Origin of the sequence: Chryseobacterium sp. CY350 (assembly GCF_027945075.1) — a bacterium.
In the GTDB taxonomy this organism is placed as follows: Bacteria; Bacteroidota; Bacteroidia; order Flavobacteriales; family Weeksellaceae; genus Chryseobacterium.
The window spans coordinates 3,967,320-3,988,242 of the sequence record NZ_CP116034.1 but is presented as its reverse complement, the minus strand read 5'-3'; the positions used below and the strand labels follow the sequence as shown (position 1 = coordinate 3,988,242).

The window sequence follows — 20,923 nt, the reverse complement described above, 5'->3', positions numbered from 1 at the left end:
ATCTAATTTTGTATAAATAATAAACGATGAAAAAAACTTTTCTCTTAGCAACCGGAATATTGTTCTCGGTTTCTGCACAAGCACAGATTTTAGATGTAATAAAATCTACTGTTAAAAACCAGACCGGCATCGATCTGAACAATCCGGTGAAAACCAAAACCTCTACAAGTACAACTACGACAACATCAACTGCTCCAAAATCACCTTCTGTAAATATCAACAGTCTGAATTCAGCTCAGATCTCGTCAGGATTGAAAGAAGCTTTAAGTCTTGGCGTAACAGAAGGCGTAAAAAAATTGGGTGTAACCGATGGTTTCCTGAAAAATGAAGCCGTAAAAATATTAATGCCCGAAAAATTAAGAGTGATTGACACCAAACTTCGTGCATTCGGGTTGGGTAGTCTTGCTGATCAGGGTGTAAAATTACTCAACAGAGCCGCCGAAGATGCAGTGACAGAATCTGCCCCGATCTTTACGAAAGCAATTACGTCGATGACGATTACGGATGCAAAAAATATTTTGCTTGGAGGTGATAATTCTGCAACAAATTATCTTCAGGGAAAAACCCAAAGCCAATTGTTTACCGCTTTTCAGCCAAAAGTGAAGGCTTCTCTTGGAAAAGTGGGTGCTGATAAAGTCTGGACTCAATTAATTTCAAAGTACAATACTTTAACCGGAAATGCTGTATCGACCGACTTAAACGAATACGTTACCAATGAAACAATTAACGGGGTTTTTAAAATGGTTGCTGATAAAGAAAGCGGAATAAGAAATTCGCCGGCGATGAGAACGACAAGTATTTTGCAAAAGGTTTTTGGAGCGCAGGACGGAAAATAGTTTTTTTGTAAAGTGAAATTCAATTAACTTTTCTTTTATCTTGAAACAAAAAAAACAAAAATTCAAGACTTAGAACTCTTCGCTAAAAATAAAATGTGTAAGCTAAAAATTCTAAACTTGCGCGAATTCAACGTTGGTTTTTCAATTTTTAGATTTTTCTCGCGCTTCAAACAGTAGAAATTTGAGTTTAATTTTTTACAATAAAAAACCTTGTCAATTGACAAGGTTTTTGCTTTATTAAAACTGCATTTCAGGAATTTCTCCTTCGATGATTAAATCTGCTTCTGTAGATTTGATAATGTGTTCTACGGAAACTCCGGGAGCTCTTTCTACTAGTTTGAATCCGGCTGGCGTTACATCTAAAACCGCCAATTCTGTGACTACTTTTTTCACACAGTTGATTCCTGTAAGTGGAAGCGTGCATTTTTTGAGGATTTTGCTTTCTCCGGCTTTATTTACGTGCATCATTGCGACAATAATGTTTTCAGCTGAAGCTACGAGATCCATTGCGCCGCCCATTCCTTTGACCATTTTACCGGGGATTTTCCAGTTGGCTATGTCTCCGTTTTCTGAAACTTCCATAGCTCCGAGAATGGTTAAATCAACCTTCTGGCTTCTGATCATCCCAAAACTGAAAGCAGAATCAAAGAATGAACCGCCTTCTAAAATCGTAATCGTCTGTTTTCCCGCGTTGATAATATCTGCATCTTCTTCACCCTCAAAAGGAAATGGTCCCATTCCTAAAACCCCATTTTCACTTTGGAATTCTACAGAAAGATTGTCCGGAACATAGTTTGCCACTAATGTCGGGATTCCGATTCCTAAGTTGACGTAGTAACCGTCTTTTACTTCTTTGGAAATTCGTTTTGCTATATCTTCTTTACTTAACATTTTTAATTTGATTTTTTTTAACGCAAAGAGCGCAAAGTTTTTTTTTAAGATTGACGTTGCTTTTAATTTCGCAAAAGCGTTCTAGTTAGCAAAGTCAAACAAATTTTAACTATTGAAGTGCTTGAATATATTTAATTATTATTCTTTCTTACAGTTCTTTGTTCGATTCTTTTTTCGAATTTTTCTCCCTGAAAGATTCTTTGGATCATAATTCCCGGAATGTGAATCTGGTTGGGATCTAATTCTCCTGGCGCAACTAATTCTTCAACCTCAGCAATGGTGATTTTTCCCGCTCCTGCCATCGGATGATTGAAATTTCTAGCCGAACCTTTAAAAACCAAGTTCCCTGCGTGATCACCTTTCCAGGCTTTTACAATGGAATAATCTGCTTCATAAGCATGTTCTAAAATATGGGGTTTTCCTTTGAATTCTTTCACCTCTTTTCCTTCTGCGACTTCAGTTCCGAAACCTGCAGGCGTGTAAAATGCTGGAATTCCTGCCTGTGCAGCTCTGCATTTTTCTGCTAAAGTTCCCTGTGGCGTTAATTCTACGTCTAATTCTCCCGACAACATCTGTCTTTCAAATTCTGCATTTTCTCCTACATAAGAAGATATCATTTTTTTGATCTGCTTTTTCTGCAACAGCAATCCCAATCCGAAATCATCAACTCCGGCATTGTTTGAAATACACGTGAGATCTCTTACATCACTATCTACCAATGCATTGATTGAATTTTCCGGAATTCCGCAAAGACCGAAGCCGCCCAACATTAATGTCATACCATCCTGAATTCCTTCAATGGCTTCCTGTGCGCTATTTACTCTTTTATCTATCATTTAAATATTAGATTTTGTATTGGCTAAATTTAATAATTTTTCTTGTATTCAAGCTACGGAAGAATAATTTGAGAACGTTTTAAGCAAAATTTAAATAAAAATAGATTCAGCCGCTTATTTTTGATGAATTTAACTCTGAAAAATAGAGAAAATTCGGACAAAAAAAAGCGGAAAAAATTTCCCGCTTTTCTATATAAAAATATCTGTTACTGAATGATCAGTTTTAAAGTAAATAATTTTCTGGTATAAACTTTAACAAAATAAACTCCTTTCGGCAGATTTTCATTGACCATAGAAAATCTTTGATTGTTGATGTTTTTAGATTGATATAGAAGATCTCCGTTTGCTGAAATTAATTCGATTTTCTTAATCGGATAATCGCTTTTTATAAATGTCGGTTCACCAGGTTTTGTAGGATTAGGATATAAAACTACATTTTTTTCTGTACTTTTCACTTCTTCAGTTCCCAAAGTAGGACCGGAAACCTGAAACTGAACTCTATTGGAAACTTCGGTATAAGAATCATTTGTAAACATGACCATGTAGTAATTTCCGGGTGTTGCGGGAACTGCTGTACCCTGAATTGTTTTTGTACCCTGAGTAATGCCGTCGAAATAGGTATAAGAGACAAAATTATCGTCAGGAATTGAAATATTCTGCGGATAAATACCTAGCCAGTCTTTGATGATTCCCGGAGAATCCGTCCATGAAGCCGTAATATTTTCACCTAAAGTATAAACCGGTTTGTTAGTCCAAAGTTCTGTTACAATATCACCAACTTTAAAGAATACCTTTTCCCCAACGGTAAAATATCCGTCTTCAAGAAAATACTGAGCATAATAATAACCTTTTGGAAGTCCTGTAAAGTTCAGAGTTCCTGCTGCGGTTGTTACGTAACTCCATTTAATGGAAGGTGTAGGTCCCGGAACCTGACCCATTTTATAAATTCCGATCCAGTCTTTTAAAAGGTTGGGTCCGTTGCTGAAATTAACAGTTACTGTTCCGCCCACGGGGTAAGTATCTGCTGTTGTCTGCAATACAACCTGCGGACCTACATAAAAACTCTTTCTTGGGGCAATATCTGTATAACCATTATTTGCAAAAAAACCTGCAAAGTACTGACCTTTTGTCGCTAAACCACTAGCAAACGTGGTAGTTCCTGAAGTTTGCCCATTGGTGTAAACGAACGACTGGGAAGTTACCGTTGCTGGATTCTGACCCTTTTTGTAGATTCCTATCCAATCCTGATTGTTCCCGGGGCCATCTGTAAATGTTGCAGTTATGGCTTCGTTTTGAAGATATTCAGTTTTATTTAAATTGAATGAAGGATTCGAAACAACACTTCCTGTCACCTGAAATTGTTTTATATCGCTCCATTCACTCCACTCTAAATTACGATCCCTGTATCTAACTTTAACATAATAAATACCGTTTGTAATTGAGTTTGCTGCGATGGTAGCTTTGGTTATATCGATCCCTGCATTTTGGTTTTTCGTAAAATCCGGAGTTCCGTTTCCTTCTTTCCCAAACCAGTTTTCAAAATCTCTGTAAAATTCTTTTTCAATAACAGAGAAATCGGCCGCTTTACTGATCAAAAACTGAGTCGTATTTAATAGATCTGAGCTTGTGGTTGAGAATGTACTTCCGTTTAAGGTCAGCGGTAAAGTTATCGCGCCTGTGAAAGTATTTGTAATCGATGGCTTTGCCGGTTTTGGTTGATTTTTGTATCTATGAAAAGTATCGACCAATTCATTATATTTTCTGTGGTGAACACCGCCTATTGAGTAAGACTCTATATCGACTTTTCCTGTCGGAATATCTACTTCGATGATCTGGTACGTCCAATCTGTAAGTGTTTTCTGAACGTCATCAAAATCTTGCTCGTTCGACATTCCCCAATATTGATCCCATGCAGTTCCTCCAGAAATAATCTGGTAATTTGGCGTATTTTTTAATTGTCCTCTGTGGTACAAATGATGATGAGCACCTACATGCATCAAATATTTTTCTGAAGTAGTTAAAAGCGGAACAGCATTGTTTCTCACCCACGTAGAAATATCTCCTACATACTGCTCTGCCTGATACGGTCTGTGACTGAGAGAAATCACCCAGTCTACCGTATTATCTGTGTTGGCAGCATTCAATACCTGTTGCAACCAGGTCATTTGAGCAGCACCGGTATGTTCGGAACTTAAGCTGACAAACAAAACGTTGCCCGCCTGTTGCGCATAGTAATTTTCATTACCCGAAGAAATGTTTTTGTAGGAAATTTCATTGATATAAAAGTGAGCATAGTAGGAATTCATACCCAGCGTTCCATAGGTTTCATGATTTCCAACGGTTGTCTGAATCGGAAGATAGGGAGACAGCGTTATATTTTTTTTGAAGTGAACATTTTCGTAATGATCCAAAGTTCCCACATCTACCTGATCTCCCACCATGAAAGTAAGCGCAATATTATCGGAAGGATCTGCTATAAGACCATATTTTTGCTTTATTTTTTTGTAGGCATTCAGGTTAAGACTATCATATCTTGGCTCAGCCTTGATCTGATTGTCACCCATAATTAGAAATCTGATTTTACCGTCTGCAGTAGCGGCTTGTCCAGGTAAAGGAAGTGTTTTAAAACTGTAAACCGCCGACTCATCGGTTCCCGTTTTTATTTTGTAATAATACTTTGTATTGGGCTGCAAATTAGAAATCTTTGCAGTATGATAATAATAATTGTTATTGTACCCTGTATCCGAAAAAATATTTGTAGTTCCGGTAAAAGTAACATTAAGATTAGTGGCACTTGTGCCATAGATCACGGTAGTTTCGTTGTTTGATGCCGTTTTCCAATTGACAATCATAGAATTGGGCGTAGGATTCTGAAGATAAGGATACAGAGCCTGACCAAAAGTCATCTGCACCGATACCAGTAAAAATAATAAAAGCTGTTTCATAAAAAATGGTTTTGAATAGTATTTTCAGGTTTAAACTGAATCTTTTTACATTAAAAAAATTCGTTTTTTTTGTTCGGGCAAAAGTAGAAATCCCATATAAACTCAAGCTGATGGATATATGAATACAGCATTAATTTTTTAGTCTGAAAAATGTTGAAATACTGTCATTTAATAACATAAAATTATTTGGGAGATTTGAAAACATTTTATATATTTGCAACCTGTTATTCAACCTCTGACGAAGTCCGTGAAAGTTGCTTAGCTTTACACATTTTATTTTATTAATAATGGATTTATTAAAGTACGTACAAGACAAGTACATTACAAAAAAAGAATTCCCTGAATTCAAAGCTGGTGATACAATCACTGTGTATTACGAGATTAAAGAAGGTCAAAAAACAAGAACTCAGTTCTTCAAAGGAACTGTAATTCAATTGAGAGGAACAGGTTCTACAAAGACTTTTACCATCAGAAAAATGAGTGGTGATGTAGGTGTAGAAAGAGTTTTCCCTATCAATATGCCGGCTCTTCAAAAAATCGAAGTTGACAGAAGAGGTAGAGTTAGAAGATCTAGAATCTACTACTTCAGAGATCTTAGAGGTAAAAAAGCGAGAATTAAAGACGCTGCTTACAAAAAGAAGTAATTCAGACAACAACACATACGAAGAGAGACCGCTAATTTTTAGTGGTCTCTTTTTATTTTGAGGGAATTATTAATTGATGTAGAAAGAGATTCGTGTTTTTAAACCACCCCGTCTAAATTTTCTTTGAAAATTTATCCACCCCTCCAAAGGAGGGGAATTTTCATTACTTCATTTTCAAGTTTATTCTCAATTTTGCAAACTTTCAGCATCCTGCTTACTGCTTACTGCTCATATTCTACTTAATAAAATCGTACAGTGCATTCCAGAATTTATCGTAAACTTCGATATGAGGAAGATGTCCTACGTTTTCAAGTTCAATAAGTTTTGATCCTTCGATTTTTTTTTGCGTTTTCTTTCCCAATTCCTGATACTGCCCCATTGTAGGCTGAATTTCTTTTGGAGCACGATCTTTTCCGATAGCAGTGCGATCTCTCGTCCCGATAATCAGTAAGGTTGGCGTTTTGATATCTTTAAATTCGTAAACTACAGGCTGATTAAAAATCATATCACTCGTTAAAGCAGCATTCCACGCAACTTGCGGATAATCTTTGTGCAATGTCCAACCGGCGATGAGATCGAGCCATGGTTGATATTCGGCCTTCCATTTGTTATCGTAATAAAATTTTAACTGATAATTTTTATAGCTTTCAGCAGTGTTTTTTAATTCTGACTGATATGCCTCATCAACAGTTTGATATTTTGCCAAAGATTTATAATCTTCCAACCCGATAGGATTTTCGAGTATTAATTTTTCTACAGTTTCGGGATACATCAAGGTAAATCTTGTAGCAACCATTCCGCCCATTGAATGTCCCAAAACAATCAGTTTTTCGATTTTCAAATTATCCAGAATCGCTTTGGTATTACTCGCCAATTGTGCAAACGAAAACTGGTAATTTTGAGGTTTTGAAGATTTCCCAAAACCGATCTGATCGGGAATAATGACTCTGAAACCTTTTTCAGACAGATCTTTTGCCGTTTTTTGCCAATACGCACCGTTAAAATTTTTACCGTGGAGAAGCATAATGGTTTTTCCGTTGGATGTTTTTGGTTTTACATCCATATAAGCCATTTTCAAGGTCTGATTTTGTGATTTTAAATCTTTAAAATGAACTTCGAAAGGATACTGATAATTTGAAAGTGTAGCATCTAAAGGTTTTATCTGTGAAAATAGAGGAACAGATGCAATTGAAAACAACATTATTACTACAGCATTTTTAAAATATTTCATAAAAATTTATTTTAGATATTAAAATTAAAAAAACCGCTTCAAAAGAAACGGTTTGGAATGTTATTTTTAGTTGAATTAATACTTTTTATGATATTTCTGCTTCTTTAAATTCATTTTTAGATGGTAAATTCATTAGAACCACTGCCGACAGAATTAATATAATCCCGAACCATTGAATCAGAAGAACCTGCTCCCCTAGTAAAACGAATGCCATCGTAACAGAAACCGGAAGCTCTAAGGACGATATAATACTTCCCAAACCTAAACCGGTATTGGGGAAGCCGAGGTTAAATAAAATTGGAGGAATAATGGTTCCGAAAAGTGCCAGAATAAAACCATAAGTCCAGAATATCGAGTAGTCAAAAGCTCGGATATATTGCGTATTTTCGGTGAAGTTTAAGTAAAAAGATTTCAGTTCTGGAAAATAAAGTGGTCCGATCTGAGCAAAAAACATAAATAAAAGTACAATTACGGAACCTCCGGAAAGCATGATGATACTTTTTCTGAGAACCGGTAAATTGGTTGCTAAAGTATTGGAAGTAAACATGGTCATGGTAAATGAAGCCGCCGCCAACAGTCCCCAAAACATACCGTGCCAGTCAATATTTATATTAAGATTGATTAGATTTGTAGCCAAAACTGTTCCAACCAAAACAATGAGCGTTGCGACAATCTTCTTAAGATTCGGAAACTTTTTCGTAAGAAAACTTTCGACTACAACGCTGAACCAAACCGACTGCATCAACAACACAATTGCAATTGACACATTTATGTATTGCACTGAGATATAGTAAAAAAGACTTGTACAGCCTAGTGAAGTTCCTGCTAACATCAGCATTTTAAAATCCTTAGAACTTGGCGAAGCCAGCGTTTTTTTTGAAGTGATGGTCTGAATGAAATTTAGAATCAATAATCCTAAAAACCCCATCACAAACTGAGCAGTAGTAACTTCGGAAGTTGTGAAACCATCTTTGTAAGACAGTTTTACGAAGGTCGCTAACATCCCATAAATACTCGCTCCAATGCCTACAAAAACAACTCCTTTAAAAATATTTTTCTTCTCCATAACCGATTTTTACAGCCGGCAAATTTACGACATAAAAATCTATTAAAACCAGATTCTATATTAAATAAAAACACCTCAGGAAATTCTGAGGTGATCAGTAATAAAACTTTAAGGTTATTTTTTAATAATAATTTTTGATGTAATATCGACTCCTACTCCCTGCAATTTTACAACATAAACACCGTTTTCAAAATCTTTAGTGGAAACAGGAATTCTTGAATCCTGCGATGTTCTGTTTTCTGATAAAACCAGTTTTCCCGTCATATCGTACACCTGAACGATCAAATTTCCGATCGGAAAATCTTTTAAGTAAATAAAAAATTCATCTTTTGCCGGATTTGGATAAATTGCAATCTGGCTTCTGTCTATCGGAATGCCGGAATTTCCTTCAGTACAATCTTTCGGAATCGAAAAATCTTCTATCTGGTCATTGATATTCATTTTATTTCCTGGTAGCGCATTAATGCCTAAACCTCTCCTGGCAAAGGTTTTCCAGATCATGCATCGGTTTTCTCCTTTTGTAGTCAACATCTCTGCAGAAAGAATTGCATTACGGCCGTCTATAAATGTCGGGTTGCAGGCCTGCAATTTCAGAGCATCAGTTACGAGTTGCAACACGCGCGAACTCCCGTTGTTCTTATTTGCAGTGACATCAGATGAGTATCCATATTTTGCTGCGTATTGCCAATGTAGATCCCAAAGCATTGTCGCCCAGACAAATCCTATTCTGTGCACATCAGGAACGATTTCAGAATCTTCTTCGAATTCCATTCCGTTGGTTCTGCCATAAGTATAATTATTTACAGAGAAATCCGGCGAATATTTAACAGGTCTCAATCCTGCACCACTTGTTGATTGGCCACTTGCATATGTTCCTACGCTTCTTGGTACATTTGCATTGTCATTTGGACTGTTAGTGAGCATTAGTGAAAAAAAATCTGACCAGCCTTCACCCATTTGCTCTTTACTTTGAGATTTTAAAAGGCATGTATATCCGTTTCCGGTAAGTCTGTTGGATATTCCGTGACCATATTCGTGTGTGATAATTCCGTTATCAAAACTACCGTCAGGAGTAATTGCCGTCAGAGGATCGCTTTTCAATGTTACATTGACTGAGATTCCGCTATTCAATTGATTTTTAATGTATTCACCTTCATTATTAGTAATTAAAACTGATGGGATATTGATGCTCGAATCTGTTCCACCCATTGAGGAGGGAAAATTTGAAGCAGAAACATTGTTATAAATAATCGCAGCAATTGCTCCTGCATTTTGTGCATTTTTTACTTTCACGGCAAATGTACACGAAGAATTACCGCCCCGTTCCATAAGACCTATTTTTCCGGATAATGACCCTGAAGGTAAAGCTGTACAACCGTTAATTACTGTTGCTAAAACCACCTCACCTGTAACTCCGGTGCCGTTTAGTGAAGGCCCAAACTGAGCCGGACTAGACTGCGGAACCCGCGGAATTGCCGATAAAGGAGCATTATAAAAAAAGTACCTGTTGGCAGTCGACCAAAGATACATTTGCATTACAGGTTTGTTACCATCTGAAGGTGTTGTGAAATTGGCATTATTAAAATCACCGGAATCCTGACTTTCTGCAATGACATAATCGTTCCCCAATCCACCTTTTCCGAAATTATTTTGTTGAAAATTTCTTGCTGATTCTGTAAAACCAAACTGATAGAAAACATCATGAACTTTATTATTAATGTAAAATAAATTTGTGATCGCAGCATTTTGATTGAACGCAGGAGTTCCATTGGTTGAAAAAGGAAAATTAAAGTTCCTGCTCGAGCCGCCATCCGGCGAAAATCCGGGTTGGTTTGCGTTTGACAAGTCTGCGTAAGCAAAAACATTATTTCCTCTCGTGATTGTATATTTGTCTGAGCCATCAGAATGCCAACCTTCCGGAGATGCATTTAAATTCCAGGGATTGGCAACGATCGATCTGCTTCCAAAAGTCGGTGCTTCAATCGGCAGCTGAAAAACATTGTAGGAAGCATTATCGGGTGCCAAAATCTTTGGTGAGATTATTTTTTCCTGAGACGTGGTGAAATTTTCAGCGGAATGATCGTGCCCGTAAGCTCCGGGATGAAAACTGCATGATAAGGTAAGATTGTCTTTATTTAAAATTTCTCCGGTATTTGCATCGACTAAAATATTCCAAGTATTTGAAGAGTTTGGCTCAATAAGAAAAAATTGGTAAGCAAGTTTTAAATTTAAATTGACTTCTACAAAAACTAATTTCTGTCTGGCAAATTTCTTATGACCAGGTTCCGGAGAAGAATTTTCAAGAACTGTATAATCTTCGAGATCTTTGTTTCGCAGAACGGAAACTATCTTTTCAAATGCTTCATCTTTACTTAAAGATGGTATAATTGAAGCTGCACTGTTGTAGTTTTTAATGAATAAATCTGAAAAATATTCAATTTTTTTATCTTTTAAAAAAATAGTACTTACTGCATTATAAATCGGATAACCTTTAAATTTTTGCTGAATTTTAATAACTTCTCCTCTTAATGACTTTGACTCGTCTATATTGTCAATATCGAAATCAGACAGATCGGCTTTTTTAAAATCCTTAATATGATTAGTCTGTAAATAATTTGTGATTACACTTTCTCGTTGTTGAGAAAACATGAATACAGGAAGAAAAAATAAGAGTTTAAAATAAAATTTGGTAGATTTTATTTGGGAAATATGAGTAGAAAAGCAATTCATGACTTTAGTTATTAATGCATTATAAAAATATAAACATTTTATGAAAAGACACCTAATAATTGAAACAAAAGCAATTATCATAGAAGATTGAAAATCATTTAAACAAAAGTCCGTAAAAAACATATCACTAAAAAAGGCTGTTTCGTCTATGAAACAGCCTTTTTTAGTGTACTAAATGAAAATTATTTATTGATAATAACCTTTGACGCTGTGTTTATGCCGATACCGTTTACTTTTACAAGATAGGTTCCGTTTGTAAGACTGCTTGTAGAAATTGCTTTTTTCGCATCCGGTGAGATTTTACTCTCGGTAGAAACTATTTTTCCTGACATGTCATAGATCTCGACATTCACTTTTCCTAAAGTATTTTTTGGAAAACTAATAAAAAATTCGTTTTTCGCAGGATTAGGATAAATTGAAATCGCATTATCTTTCACCGAAGCAGTTTCGTTGGTCGACAATACGCAATCTGCAGGAACGGTATAATCTTCAACTTGATCTGTAATACTTGTCTTTAGTCCGGCAGAAGCATTGAAACCTAAACCTCTTTTTGCAAAAGCTCTCCAAATCATACATCTGTCTGCGCCACCTGTAGTATTTAGTTCGGCAGTTAAAATTGCATTTCTACCGTCAATAAAAGTGGGATTGCATATCTGAATTTTTAGAGCGTCAGTCACCAGCTGCAAAATACGGGAACTTCCACTGGTTGTACTTGTAGTAACATCGGAAGAATATCCATACTTGGCTACATAATCCCAATTTAAATCCCAAAGCATTGTTGCCCACACGAAGCCTATTGAATGTACATCCGGTACCAGAGCAGAACCGTTGTTGTACTGCATAAGGTTGGTATCGTCGTATGTGAAGGCATTAATTGAGAAATTTGGTGAATATTTTGCGGGTCTTATTCCTCCTCCTGTGATAGCCTGTCCATTTGCATAAGTTCCCATACCTCTTGCGACTGAAGCATTATCGCCAGGTTTATTAGTAAGCATTAAGGCAAAAAAATCTGACCATCCTTCGCCCATTTGCTCCCTACTTTGAGAAGTCTGAAGACAAGTGGAACCGTTACCAGTTAATCTTGTTGAGATCCCGTGACCATATTCGTGAGTAACAATTCCGTTATCAAAACTTCCATCCGGAGTTATCATTGTTGCAGGATCATCTTTTAAAGTTACATTAACTACTATATTTGCAGAAAGCTGGCCCTTAATATATTCGCCCTCAGCATTACTTATTAAGACCGAAGGAATTGAAATTGCACCATCAACGCCTCCCATAACGGAAGGAAAATTTGTTGCAGTAATGTTGTTGTAAACTATTGCAGCAACTGCACCGGCATTCTGAGCATTTTTAACTTTTACGTTAAATGTACAACTGGAAGATCCACCTCGCTCAATCAACCCGATTTTTCCATTTAATGATCCGGCAGTTAAAGCTGTACATCCTGTTATTACATTTGCTAATTGAATATTTGCCGTAACACCTGTGGCAGTAAGGGCAGGACCGAATTCTGCTTTAGCGACTACAGGCTCTCTGGAAACTGCTGCTGATGGAGCATTATAAAAGAAATTTCGGTTCGCTGGTGACCAAAGATACATTTGCATATAAGGCTTGTTACCATCGGACGGCGTTCCGAAATTAGCATTGTTTATGCCACCACCATCAAGACCTTCGGCTTCTACGTAATCATTTCCTAAACCGCCATTTCCGAAATTACTTTGCTGAAAGTTTCTTGCCGATTCTGTAAATCCGAATTTATAAAAAATGTCATGAATTCTGTTATTCAAGTAAAATAAATTGGTAATTGATGCATCCAAATTATTATAAGGATCACCGGCCAGGCTGAAAGGGAAATTAAAATCTCTGGCAGTACCGCCATCAGGCGAATATCCTGGAGCATCTATATTAGCAATATCTTCGTAAGCATATACATTATTCCCTCTTGTAATGGTATAATGATCGGTTCCGTCAAAATGCCAACCCTGAGGCGACGATGAAGGCAACCAAGGATTGGTGATCACAGATCTGGAGCCAAAGGTAGGCGCTTCGAGAGGAAGCGCAAACACATTATAAGATGAGTTGTCCGGAAGCAATAACGAAGATTTACTGCTGACGTTATTTAATGGTCCTACAAAATTATCGCTGGAATGATCATGACCAAATGCTCCGGGATGAAAACTACATGATAAATTAAGGTTTTCCTTTCTGATTATCTCGCCGGAATTGGCATCTACCAAGATATCCCACAGATTCGGACACTTAGGCTCACGCAAAGTAAACTCATAGGCAAATCTCAGTACACCTTGATCTTCAACATATACCAATCTTTGTTTTGCATATTTTTTATGATTTGGCTCTTTCGCTGAAGAATCTAAAATAATAAAATTAGAAATTTCGTCTTTATTTAGCTCGTCAGAAATTTTCTTTAGCGCTACATACGAAGTTATACTTGCTGTATTGTTTGCAGATTGTGTATAATCTTTTACAAAACTATCAGAATAATATACGATTTTATTTTCTTTTACAAGCGCCGTTCCGACCGAATTATAGACTGGATATCCTTTATACGTCTGCTGGAATTTTACAACATTTCCTTTTAAAGAATTTGAAACATCAACATTATCAATGACGAAAGCTGCCAAGTCAGACTTTTTATAATCACGCAATTGTTTTGCCGTTATATAATCTTTAATAAGTTTTTGGTTTTCCTGAGAAAATAAATTTGATGAAGGCAATATAGTGAATATTGCGAATAAAAGCGGAAGTGTTACTTTTTTCATTTATATTATTAAAGGCGCAAATTTATGAAATATTTATATTTAATATTAATTTATTTTAAAAAATAATTAAAAACTATAATCTATTTTAACCAATATCACAATTTTCACATTATTGTGATAATATTTTTCTCCTAGAAACATTCATTTACGCATATATAAATCATATTTCAATAAATTTTTCCATAAAAAAAGCCACTCTTGCGAGTGGCTTCGTATTATAAAAAATGATCAGAGATTATTTACCTCCTTCCATTTTTTTCTTAAGTTCTGCTAACACATCAATATCACCAAGAGTTGATCTTTCTTCATTGTTTGAAGAAGAATTGTTATTGTTGTTATTTGATCTGTTGTTAGAAGCTTCTCTTGCATTCTTTTTCTCTTCGTCTCTGAAGATACCTGTGTGAGAAACAACTACTCTTTTGAATTCTTTGTTGAATTCGATTACTTTGAATTGAGCATCTTCACCTTTTTTGATTTTAGATCCGTCTTCTTTCTCTAATAATCTTGAAGGGCAGAAAGCTTCTACTTCAGCATCTTCGAATTGTACAGAAGCACCTTTATCGTGTACTTCTACAGCTTTACCAGCGTGTACAGTTCCTTCAGCATATTTAGTTTCAAATTTATCCCAAGGGTTTTCTGTCAATTGTTTGTGACCTAGAGATAATCTTCTAGCCTGGATGTCTAGTTCAAGAACAATAACATTCAATTTATCACCAACTGCACAGAATTCTGATGGATGCTTGATTTTCTTAGTCCAAGAAAGGTCTGAAATATAGATCAATCCGTCGATACCTTCTTCCAATTCTACGAATACACCGAAGTTTGTAAAGTTTCTTACCGTTCCAACGTGCTCAGAACCTACCGGATATTTAGCTTCGATATTTTCCCAAGGATCTTTAGATAATTGTTTCATACCTAGAGAGATTTTTCTGTCTTCTCTATCTAAAGTAAGTACTTCAGCTTCCACTTCGTCACCTACTTTTACGAAATCTCCTGCACTTCTCAAATGAGTAGACCAAGACATTTCAGAAACGTGAATTAATCCTTCTACACCTGGAGCGATCTCTACGAATGCACCATAGTCAGCAAGAACTACTACTTTTCCTTTTACTTTATCACCAACTTTCATGTCAGCAGAAAGAGCATCCCAAGGATGAGCTTCTAATTGCTTCATACCCAATTGGATTCTTGTTTTCTCGTCATCAAAGTCAAGGATAACCACTTTCACAGTTTGTCCGTCTTCTAAGATTTCAGATGGATGGTTCACTCTAGACCAAGAAAGGTCTGTAATGTGGATCAATCCGTCAACACCACCAAGGTCTACGAATACACCGTAAGAAGTAATATTCTTAACAGTACCTTCAAGAACCTGACCTTTTTCAAGCTGTGCGATGATTTCTTTTTTCTGACCCTCGATATCTGCTTCGATCAATGCTTTGTGAGATACTACTACGTTTTTGAACTCAGGGTTGATTTTCACCACTTTGAACTCCATAGTTTTTCCTACGAACTGATCGTAATCTTTAATTGGCTTAACGTCGATTTGCGAACCTGGTAAGAATGCTTCGATACCGTGTACGTCAACGATCATACCTCCTTTAGTTCTAGATTTTACAAAACCGTTTACGATTTCTCCAGTTTCGTGAAGTTCGTTTACTCTATCCCAAGCTTTTAGCGTTCTAGCTTTTCTGTGAGATAATTGTAATTGACCAGTTTTGTCTTCTCTTCTGTCTACCATTACTTCAACATCATCACCTACTTTAAGGCCTGGGTTGTAACGGAATTCGTTAAGAGAAATAACACCTTCAGATTTGAAATCGATGTCTACGATAGCTTCTTTGTCAGTCAATCTTACAACTTTACCAGTGATAACGTCGTTATCATTTAAGCTGCTAAGAGATCCGTTATAGATTTCTTCAAGATCGCTTTTTTCTTTTCTAGCATCTGCATCAAGACCAGATTCGAAAGAATCCCAGTCAAATTGTTCTGGTGCTACGTTTTGGTTAAGAATAACCTCTGCTGAATTTGTCTCTTTTGACATTTTCTAATAAAATTTGTATTCCAATTCTTACAGACCTCGGCTTTGCTGTGAATCCTGAAAAATATGGAAGTTGTTAATTGATAATATATTACTTCGCCGAAAGTACGTTCACAAAAGTGAGTGCAAAAGTACGGAAATTTTTAATAATGACAATACCTTTTTATTTCAGTGATCAATTAATGAGAGATCTGTATATCAAACAGTTATGAAAGAAGATATAATTTTATAAATTATTCAAATGTCTTAGAAGAACCATCTAGTAGATTATTAAGCTCGCCAAGTTCATTAGAAGTAAGATCTCTCCATTTTCCCGGCGCAAGATCAAGCTTAATGTTCATGATTCTAATTCTTTTAAGCTTTTTAACCTCGTAACCTAAGAATTCGCACATTCTTCTGATTTGTCTGTTCAGACCTTGGGTCAATACGATACGGAATGTCATATCATCAATTCTTTCCACTTCACATTTCTTTGTTACGGTATCTAAAATAGGAACACCATTTCGCATTTTCTCAAGAAATTTTGTATTGAGAGGTTTATCAACTCTTACGAGATATTCTTTCTCATTATCATTTTTTGCCCTTAGAATTTTATTGACAATATCACCATCGTTGGTAAGCAAGATCAGTCCTTCACTCGGTTTATCGAGCCTTCCGATCGGGAAAATTCTTTTTGGGTGGTTAATATATTCTATGATATTATCTCTTTCTCTCTTAGTATCTGTGGTACAAACGATACCAACAGGTTTGTTGAACGCTATATAAATAGGAGTTTCTTCTGATTCTCGGATGGGCTTCCCGTCCACTTCGATAATATCTTCATCGGAGATCTTGGTTCCCAGTTCGGGCACGCTGCCATTCACTGTAATTCTTCCTTCCTCCAAAAGCTTGTCGGCCGCACGTCTTGAGCAAAAACCAACCTCAGAAAGATATTTATTGATACGTGTTTTCTCTTGCATAATTGTTTTGTCTAAAGATTCTCAAATTTAAAATCATTTTCTAAAAAATCGGAAGTACCATCTTCTATCTTATAATGCCCGATTTTCGTTCGTCTGAGCTGTGTGAGATATGCGCCGACTCCTAGTTCCTGACCAATATCGTGCGCCAGACTGCGAATATAAGTACCTTTTGAACAACCTACTGTAAAACTGACAAAAGGAAAATTGATTATCACATCGTTTATATAAGTAATTGTTGTTTTTCTGGATTTCATCTCAACCTCCTGCCCTGCTCTGGCCATATCGTAAGCTCTTTTCCCATCAATTTTGATCGCTGAAAAAATAGGTGGTTTTTGTTCAATTTCACCCAAAAATTTTTCCAAAGCTTCTTTTACGTTTCCTTCTGTAATATGAGAAATATCCTGCTGAAGAATTTCCGGTTTTTCTGTATCGTAAGACTCGGTTTGTACACCAATTTTAATTTCAGTCCAATATTCTTTTGGAGCATCTTGTATTTCAGGAATTTTTTTGGTGAATTTCCCTGTACACACAATCAGAAGACCTGTTGCTCGGGGATCTAAAGTTCCGGCATGACCGATTTTGAATTTCTTCGGCAGTCCAAACTCGCTTTTGAGTTTGTACTTCATTTTATTCACCGCCTGAAATGAAGTCCAGTCCAGAGGTTTATCCAAAAGAAAAACGTGTCCTTCCAAAAGTTGTTCTGCTGTCATAAAGTTGATAAATGATAAGTAATGAATAATTGGCAATATTTATTTACACTGAATCTCTCGCTGCCCGACATGATGATATGCGATTTTTTTTAATTTGACTTATCGAACCAAATCAAAAGGTTTGAACGTAGCTCTGTAGCCGGAGCAAAGCGAAGTACAAAGCAAAAATAAGGAAAAACAAGACTTTATCGAAGTTTACAAACGAAGTTTTCCTAACTGCCCTAAAAATTATTTAAACCAATTAAAATAGACCAACAAAGCAATTCCGACAATAATTCTGTACCATCCCCAAGGCTTGAAACCGTATTTATTCAAAACACCAATAAATGCTTTTATGGCGATCAATGCCACAATAAACGCCACAACATTTCCAATGATAAAAATCGTGATATGTTCTTGTGAAGATAAAATCATCTCGTAACCTTTCATTGGGTTTGCCGTTTCTTTTCCCCATGTTTTCACAAAAACTGAATAAACTGTCACAGCCAACATGGTAGGAACCGCAAGGAAAAATGAAAATTCTGCAGCAGCTTTTCTTGTAAGGCCCTGAGTCATTCCTCCAATGATTGAGGCCGCACTCCTACTTGTTCCGGGCATCATCGCAAGACATTGCCAAAAACCGATGATCACTGCTTTTTTTATTGATAATTCTTTTTCGTCTTGAATAACAGCATTTTTAAACCATTCATCTGCAAACAAAAGAATAATACCGCCTATAACTAAAACTGATGAAATGGCGATCTGATTTCCTAAAACCGCTTCAATCTTATCATCAAAAATATATCCTAAGACCAATGCCGGAATCACTGCAAAACCCAATTTAAAATAAAACTGGAGATTTTTCAGATCAAAAAACTTCTTCCAGTACGCTACAACCACGGAGAGTATTGCGCCAAACTGGATAGAAACCTGAAACATTTTTAGAAACTCGTCATCCTTCAATCCCATCAGATTGGCAGCAAAACCCATGTGAGCAGTTGACGAAATCGGCAGATATTCTGTAAGTCCTTCTACGATAGCAATGATAATTGCCTGAATTAAATCCATTTTAAATAATTAAAAATTTACAGATAAAAAAATTAAAAGATTCAAATTAATATTCAAATCTTTTAACTTATTTAATCTTTATACAAAGTAATTTTATTTCCTTTTTAGAATTGCGTATATCTCAATAACGAAACCTGTTACAATTAACAGAGGTGCAATTCTGATTCTTCTGATCGAAAATATATCGTCATTCCATGAGTTCGGATCTAATTTTCCATCTACTGTATTTGCATCAGGTCCCATCATGAGAAGGAAACCGACAACGATACAAGCGAGGCCAATCAGCATCCATTTATAATTTTGCTGTCCGAAGTAGAAAGACTTATTTTCTGAAACTTCTTTATCCGTTCCAAAGTCTGATGCGGAAAATTTATGTGTTTTTTTGCCCATTTTTTAAGAGTAATATAAGTCGTCAACATTTGATCTTAAAAACCTCCATGTTGCAACGATTGTACTTAATATTGTAATAAAAATACCAACTCCGAAAATTAGAAGTACTAACCAGAAATACTGATTGGTATCTTGTACGAATGGAGTTTTTATAGTTGTTGTAAAATAATACCAAAGACCCGACAGCGCAATAAGTGCTAAAACGGCTCCTAATAAACCGAGAATAAGTGCTTCTCTGATGAAAGGAGTTAAAATAAATCTTCTCTTTGCACCTACAAGCTGCATTGTCTTGATAATAAATCTTTTAGAAAATACTTTTAGCCTGATTGAGTTGTTAATTAATACGATCGCAAGAACTAAAAATAATACACAGAAAGCTAAAATCCATTTTAGAATCTTGTTTAATTTGTCATAAATTTTTTGCGAATCTGAATCATTTTTAACATCTACAATTCCCGGAACTGATTTTATCTGCGTCAAAACTGCGCCAATCTTTGTAGAGTCTGTGTATTCCGGTTTAAGAGCAATTTCTACTGAAGCCGGAAAAATATCGTCTTCAAATAAAGCTTCACTGTTTACTCCCAAACTTTTTTTAGCTTCAGCTGAAGCCATTTTTTTTGAAATATAAGTCGTTCTCTTTACAGATTCTAGTTTCTGGATCTGCAGGACTGCATCTGACTCTAATTTTACTATTTTCGCAGAATCTTTTTGATCATAATTCTCGTCAAAATACGCATTTACAACGAGTTGCTCCTTAAGATAGTCTGAATATTTTTGTGCATTAATTAAAATCAAACCCATTAATCCCAACAAAAATAACACAAGGGCAATACTTATTACGACCGTAATATTGCTAGACCGAAGCCTTTTCTTATTAAACTCTTCTACAGATTTCGCCATTAATATTAAAATTTTTGGCTAAAATAGAAAAATTCTACCGAAATTTGGAACGAATAAGAGAAAATCATTGTTAACGAAATCATAAATAAACTTTGAGTGTAAGAGCAAAAAAACATCTCGGTCAGCACTTTCTGACAGATGAGAATATCGCAGAAAATATAGTAGAAGGCCTGAGCTTTGAAAACTACAGCAACATCATGGAAGTGGGTCCCGGAATGGGTGTGCTTACCAAATATCTTCTAAAAAAAGAACAGCAAATCTATCTTGCTGAAATCGATACAGAGTCTATAGATTATCTCAAAAAAAACTACGACAAAGCTACTGATGACACTTTTGTAGGAGATTTTCTGAAACAGGATTTTAGTTTTTTAAACGGAGAACAGATCGCTATCATCGGAAACTTCCCTTACAATATTTCGTCTCAGATTTTGTTTAAAATCATTGACTATTATGAGCAGGTTCCGGAGATGGTAGGGATGTTCCAGAAAGAAGTTGCCGAACGTACTGCTGCGGTTCCGCGTACGAAAGATTACGGAATACTTTCTGTTTTGGTACAGGCTTATTACGATGTTACTTATCTTTTTACAGTTCATGAAAATGTTTTTAATCCGCCCCCGAAAGTAAAATCCGGAGTTATAAGGCTTACTAGAAATCCAAAAGAAGGATTGGCTGGTAATGAGGTACTTTTTAAACAGATCGTAAAAGCCGGATTCGGACAGAGACGAAAAAAGCTTTCTAATTCGTGGAAAGTTCTGAATATTCCAGAAGTTTTAAAAACCCATGAATTTATGGATAAAAGAGCTGAAGAACTAAGTGTATCAGATTTTATCAGCTTTACGCAACTTTGGAAAGAAAATATATAAATCATTCAACCTCATAAAAAAATAGCCTTTCAAAACTGAAAGGCTATTTTTATG

Annotated in this window: 16 protein-coding genes; 3 read left to right on the top strand and 13 right to left on the bottom strand. The window is 35.9% G+C overall.

From position 1 onward, the window contains the following. Window positions 1-26 precede the first annotated feature (26 nt). Window positions 27-836, top strand: a complete 810-nt coding sequence (locus tag PGH12_RS18560) for a DUF4197 domain-containing protein (protein ID WP_267598122.1) — start codon at window positions 27-29, stop codon at window positions 834-836. Window positions 837-1,073: 237 nt separating this feature from the next. Here the strand turns inward: PGH12_RS18560 and PGH12_RS18555 are convergent, their stop codons facing one another. From PGH12_RS18555 to PGH12_RS18545, 3 genes are all read right to left on the bottom strand, one after another. Beyond that, the gene (locus PGH12_RS18555) at window positions 1,074-1,727 is read right to left on the bottom strand and encodes a CoA transferase subunit B (protein WP_267598123.1); all 654 of its coding nucleotides are present in this window, start codon (window positions 1,725-1,727) and stop codon (window positions 1,074-1,076) included. Between the two features lie 131 nt (window positions 1,728-1,858). Continuing rightward, window positions 1,859-2,563 (bottom strand): CoA transferase subunit A, encoded by a 705-nt coding sequence (locus tag PGH12_RS18550; RefSeq protein ID WP_267598124.1) that lies wholly within the window; start codon window positions 2,561-2,563, stop codon window positions 1,859-1,861. Between the two features lie 206 nt (window positions 2,564-2,769). Further along, on the bottom strand, window positions 2,770-5,508 hold the full coding sequence (locus tag PGH12_RS18545) for a fibronectin type III domain-containing protein (RefSeq protein WP_267598125.1): 2,739 nt from the start codon (window positions 5,506-5,508) through the stop codon (window positions 2,770-2,772). 287 nt (window positions 5,509-5,795) lie between these two features. Between PGH12_RS18545 and rplS the strand changes: the two genes are divergently transcribed. Beyond that, complete coding sequence (gene rplS, locus PGH12_RS18540) at window positions 5,796-6,152, top strand: 50S ribosomal protein L19 (RefSeq protein WP_034709455.1); 357 nt, start codon at window positions 5,796-5,798, stop codon at window positions 6,150-6,152. A gap of 235 nt (window positions 6,153-6,387) precedes the next feature. On the opposite strand, the gene PGH12_RS18535 is transcribed toward rplS, so the two are convergent. From PGH12_RS18535 to PGH12_RS18490, 10 genes are all read right to left on the bottom strand, one after another. Then, window positions 6,388-7,383, bottom strand: a complete 996-nt coding sequence (locus PGH12_RS18535; RefSeq protein WP_267598126.1) for an alpha/beta fold hydrolase — start codon at window positions 7,381-7,383, stop codon at window positions 6,388-6,390. Between the two features lie 85 nt (window positions 7,384-7,468). Then, window positions 7,469-8,449, bottom strand: a complete 981-nt coding sequence (locus PGH12_RS18530; RefSeq protein WP_267598127.1) for an EamA family transporter — start codon at window positions 8,447-8,449, stop codon at window positions 7,469-7,471. A gap of 114 nt (window positions 8,450-8,563) precedes the next feature. Further along, a complete protein-coding gene (locus tag PGH12_RS18525; protein WP_267598128.1) occupies window positions 8,564-11,179 on the bottom strand; it encodes a T9SS-dependent M36 family metallopeptidase in 2,616 nt (871 codons plus the stop codon). Window positions 11,180-11,361: 182 nt separating this feature from the next. After that, a complete protein-coding gene (locus tag PGH12_RS18520) occupies window positions 11,362-13,962 on the bottom strand; it encodes a T9SS-dependent M36 family metallopeptidase (protein WP_267598129.1) in 2,601 nt (866 codons plus the stop codon). A 235-nt stretch (window positions 13,963-14,197) separates the two neighbouring features. Beyond that, window positions 14,198-16,003: a 30S ribosomal protein S1 gene (gene rpsA, locus PGH12_RS18515; protein WP_267598130.1), complete on the bottom strand. Its 1,806-nt coding sequence runs from the start codon at window positions 16,001-16,003 to the stop codon at window positions 14,198-14,200. A 230-nt stretch (window positions 16,004-16,233) separates the two neighbouring features. Beyond that, a complete protein-coding gene (rluF, locus tag PGH12_RS18510; protein ID WP_267598131.1) occupies window positions 16,234-16,959 on the bottom strand; it encodes a 23S rRNA pseudouridine(2604) synthase RluF in 726 nt (241 codons plus the stop codon). Between the two features lie 11 nt (window positions 16,960-16,970). Next, a complete protein-coding gene (gene truB, locus PGH12_RS18505; protein WP_267598132.1) occupies window positions 16,971-17,669 on the bottom strand; it encodes a tRNA pseudouridine(55) synthase TruB in 699 nt (232 codons plus the stop codon). A 228-nt stretch (window positions 17,670-17,897) separates the two neighbouring features. After that, window positions 17,898-18,716 carry an undecaprenyl-diphosphate phosphatase gene (locus tag PGH12_RS18500; RefSeq protein WP_267598133.1) on the bottom strand — a complete coding sequence of 273 codons (819 nt, stop codon included), beginning with the start codon at window positions 18,714-18,716 and terminating at the stop codon, window positions 17,898-17,900. Between the two features lie 93 nt (window positions 18,717-18,809). Beyond that, window positions 18,810-19,106 (bottom strand): DUF3098 domain-containing protein, encoded by a 297-nt coding sequence (locus PGH12_RS18495; protein ID WP_267598134.1) that lies wholly within the window; start codon window positions 19,104-19,106, stop codon window positions 18,810-18,812. Window positions 19,107-19,109: 3 nt separating this feature from the next. Continuing rightward, a complete protein-coding gene (locus PGH12_RS18490) occupies window positions 19,110-20,006 on the bottom strand; it encodes a cell division protein FtsX (RefSeq protein WP_267598135.1) in 897 nt (298 codons plus the stop codon). A 92-nt stretch (window positions 20,007-20,098) separates the two neighbouring features. On the opposite strand from PGH12_RS18490, the gene rsmA reads away from it, so the two are divergent. Then, complete coding sequence (gene rsmA / locus PGH12_RS18485) at window positions 20,099-20,869, top strand: 16S rRNA (adenine(1518)-N(6)/adenine(1519)-N(6))-dimethyltransferase RsmA (protein ID WP_267598136.1); 771 nt, start codon at window positions 20,099-20,101, stop codon at window positions 20,867-20,869. Window positions 20,870-20,923 lie beyond the last annotated feature (54 nt).